Source organism: Arthrobacter sp. (genome assembly GCF_030540645.1).
Classification (GTDB): Bacteria; Actinomycetota; Actinomycetes; order Actinomycetales; family Micrococcaceae; genus Specibacter.
Window position 1 is genome coordinate 1392 of the sequence record NZ_JAUNVV010000131.1, and the last position, 3528, is coordinate 4919.

General features: G+C 60.7%; 3 protein-coding genes and 1 pseudogene. 2 read left to right on the forward strand and 2 right to left on the reverse strand.

The genetic code is table 11. From position 1 onward, the window contains the following. Window positions 1-557 (forward strand): annotated as a pseudogene (locus Q4P21_RS16355) (aldo/keto reductase); the annotation flags it as partial. Window positions 558-649: 92 nt separating this feature from the next. On the opposite strand, the gene Q4P21_RS15745 reads toward Q4P21_RS16355, so the two are convergent. Together Q4P21_RS15745 and Q4P21_RS15750 are read right to left on the reverse strand one after the other, a co-directional pair. Continuing rightward, the gene (locus Q4P21_RS15745) at window positions 650-1306 is read right to left on the reverse strand and encodes a pyridoxal 5'-phosphate synthase (RefSeq protein ID WP_303389670.1); all 657 of its coding nucleotides are present in this window, start codon (window positions 1304-1306) and stop codon (window positions 650-652) included. A 126-nt stretch (window positions 1307-1432) separates the two neighbouring features. Further along, a complete protein-coding gene (locus Q4P21_RS15750) occupies window positions 1433-1870 on the reverse strand; it encodes an RDD family protein (protein WP_303389667.1) in 438 nt (145 codons plus the stop codon). A 177-nt stretch (window positions 1871-2047) separates the two neighbouring features. Between Q4P21_RS15750 and glnA the strand changes: the two genes are divergently transcribed. Next, entirely contained in the window at window positions 2048-3472 is a 1425-nt protein-coding gene (gene glnA, locus Q4P21_RS15755; RefSeq protein WP_207344211.1) for a type I glutamate--ammonia ligase, read from the forward strand. Window positions 3473-3528 lie beyond the last annotated feature (56 nt).

The window sequence follows — 3528 nt, forward strand, 5'->3', positions numbered from 1 at the left end:
CGCCTTGAACATCCGCCGCGCCCTGGATGCCAGCCTGCAGCGGCTACAAACGGACCACATCGATCTGTACCAATTTCACCACGTTGACCGCGGCACACCCTGGGAAGTGATCTGGCAGGCAGTATACGTCGCCGTCTAACAAGGCAAGATCATCTACTCGGGCAGCTCCAACTTCGCCGGCTGGCACATTGCCACGGCGCAGGAAGCCGCCATCCGGCACCCTGTCAGTGACTGGTCAGCGAACCGTCCATTTGCAATCTGTTCCAGCGCAGTGTTGAGCGTGAGGACATCCCTGCAGCCGATCACCATGGTCTGGACTGCTGCCGTGGTCACCTTTGCATGGGGGCCTGCTCGGCTGCGTCCTGAAGAACTGGAACGACGGCGTGCGCGGGTTGGAGGGCCGCGCCGCCAAAGCGCTGAAAGGGTCCCGGGACAGGGTTGCCGCTTTTGAAAAGGTTGCTGCCAAGCGCGGCGAGCATCCGGCTGGGATCGCGCTTGCCTGGCTCAACCAAATCTTCCCCGGCCCCAAAACCGCACCGGAAGACTACGCCCGGTAGAAGACTCGCCGTTCAGACAGAGTGCCCGTGGGGCGCATGAGCCCTCTGTCATCAAAACCGGACGACGAGACTCGATGCTTTCGTTCCTGCCCTCAGGGCCGTAGGCGTTGCGTATCCCATCCGGACCCGGTCCGGACATAGCGAAGGCGCTGGTGATCGCGACTGGGATCGCCTTGCCAGAATTCGACTGAATTTGCTGCGATGGTCCACACCGCCCAATGCGGTGAGCGAACATCTTTGTTCGACTCAACCTCTGCTTTGGCACGTGCAATCTCCTCATCGCGAGTAGCCGAATCAGGAATCACGGAACTCTGCTGACCTGCCAAAGCGAAGACTCGGGTATGCGGGTGGCGTGCGAGGAAGTCTGCGGCTGACTCAGCCGTGGAAGCCCGTTGCGCGATCCCGCGAACTCGAACCGCACGGGCTAGTGGACTCCAAAAGAACGTGAGCGCACAGTTCGGGTTGTGTCCCAGTTGGCGACCCTTTGCAGATTCGTCGCTTGTCGAGATCTTGAAGCCGCAGTCGTCGGTGACGTCTTTGATGATCAATACGCGCGCATCGGGCAGACCGTCCCGATCAACGGTCGAAAGCGTGGCAGCGTGGGGTTCCGGCACCCCAGCACCAACTGCCTGCCGCAACCAAACTAGAAATAGCTCCTGGGGTGTCTGCGGTGCTGAAGCCAAATCGAAGCCTGGGGCTTTTCCAACGATGGAAGGAATTGCTCGAAGTTCATCACGAAGGGTCTGCATCGACCCATTGTCCAACAGGAATGACAGCCGCGGAAGGCGCGCGCACCCGAAACCAGCGATGGGCGTGACCAACTGCAAGGTCTTGTGGAGCCAACTGGCCGGGACTGTATACCTTGGACGGTGACTCTAGCGGCGGACCAGGATGGTCTTCATGGCCTTGTCGTGCAGTCCCCGGTGGTCCGCGTCAACAATGATGGCCGGGATCACCAGGCACACCAGCAGAGCGCGAACCACACCTGCAAGCAGGCCGGGAGCTCCGCCGTCGACCCTGGTGACATGGATGCCCATGATCCTGTGGCCCACGCTGTAGCCCAGAGTGCCCACAAGGACCATCTGTTCGGCCGCGAAAATGGCGAGAATGGCGTTGGGATTGCTGTTGAAGAAGGCGACCGCAATCAGGTAGGACAAGCCCCAGTCGATGCACAGGGCAAGGATGCGCCGTCCGGCACGGGCCATGGAACCGGGTCCGGATTCCGGCCGGCCTAAACGCTCGCCGGGGAATTTCGATATATTAGAAGTGTCCGGCCCAGTGAGCCATGAACCTATGTCTTTACGATCTACCACTCCCCCAGCCTACCGGCGCAGGCTGGAAGCCGGGCATCGGACACCGTTTCCGGCACGTGTAACGTGCTGGAAACATTTCTGACACGGTAGAGAAATAGCGTCGATCTACTCTTATGAGAAGTTGCATTGCCCACGGCCGGGAACAGTCGGCCAAAGCCCCCAGCACCAAGGAGCAAGATGTTCAAGAACGCGGAAGAAGTCCTGCAGTTCATCAAAGACGAAGATGTGAAGTTCGTCGATATTCGATTCACCGACCTTCCCGGCGTCCAGCAGCACTTCAACGTGCCTGCCAAGACAGTGGACCTTGACTTCTTCGTCAACGGCCAGCTCTTCGATGGCTCCTCCATCCGTGGATTCCAGGGCATCGCCGAATCCGACATGCAGCTGATCCCGGACCCCAAGACCGCCTTCGTTGACACGTTCCGTAAGGAAAAGACGCTGGCGCTGAACTTCTCCATCGTGAACCCGCGCACCGGCGACCCGTACCACCGCGACCCGCGCGGCGTGGCCGAAAAGGCCGAGGCCTACCTGGCTTCCACCGGCATCGCCGACACCGCATTCTTTGGTGCCGAAGCCGAGTTCTTCGTCTTCGACAACGTGCAATACGAATCCTCAGCCAAGGGATCCTTCTACAAGATCGACTCCGAAGAGGCCTACTGGAACACCGGTCGCAAGGAAGAGGGCGGCAACCTTGGGTACAAGACGCCCGAAAAGGGCGGCTACTTCCCCGTGGCCCCGATTGACCACCAGGCCGATCTGCGCGACGCCATGTGCCTTGAAATGGATGCGGCAGGCTTGGAAGTTGAGCGCTCCCACCACGAGGTTGGCGCCGCCGGCCAGGCTGAAATCAACTACAAGTTCAACACGCTGGTGCACGCAGCCGACGATATGCAGAAGTTCAAGTATGTCATCAAGAACACCGCGTGGGCGTGGGGCAAGTCCGTCACGTTCATGCCCAAGCCGGTCTTCGGAGACAACGGTTCGGGCATGCACTGCCACCAGTCCCTGTGGACCAGTGGCGAGCCGCTGTTCTACGACGAGAAAGGCTACGCAGGCCTCTCCGACATGGCCCGCTGGTACATTGGCGGTCTGCTGAAGCACTCCTCGGCTGTGCTGGCGTTTACCAACCCCACCGTCAACTCCTACCGCCGTCTGGTCAAGGGCTTCGAAGCACCCGTGAACATGGTGTACTCGCAGGGCAACCGCTCTGCGGGCATCCGCATTCCGATCACCGGCTCGAACCCGAAGGCCAAGCGCTTGGAGTTCCGTGCACCGGATCCCTCCTCCAACCCGTACCTGGCCTTCGCCGCCCAGTTGATGGCCGGCCTGGACGGTATCCGCAACCGCATCGAGCCCCCCGCCCCCATCGACAAGGACCTGTACGAGCTTCCCCCGGAGGAGGCCAAGGACATCCCGAAGGCGCCCGAGTCACTCGAAGAGGCCTTGATCGCCTTGGAGGACGACAATGAGTTCCTGCAAGCTGGCGGAGTGTTCACCCAGGACCTGATCGACACCTGGGTCGACTACAAGCGCGAATACGAGATCAAGCCGCTGCAACTGCGCCCGAACCCGTACGAATTCGAGCTGTACTACGGCTGCTAGACACCGATCGAGTAGGAGGGGCGGGTCTCCCGCCCCTCCTCTCACACCACCGTACG

Bases quoted from the DNA above. Each gene is read 5' to 3' on its own strand.
- Q4P21_RS15745 (WP_303389670.1), bottom strand. From the start codon at position 1,306: ATGCAGACCCTTCGTGATGAACTTCGAGCAATTCCTTCCATCGTTGGA.
- glnA (WP_207344211.1), top strand. From the start codon at position 2,048: ATGTTCAAGAACGCGGAAGAAGTCCTGCAGTTCATCAAAGACGAAGAT.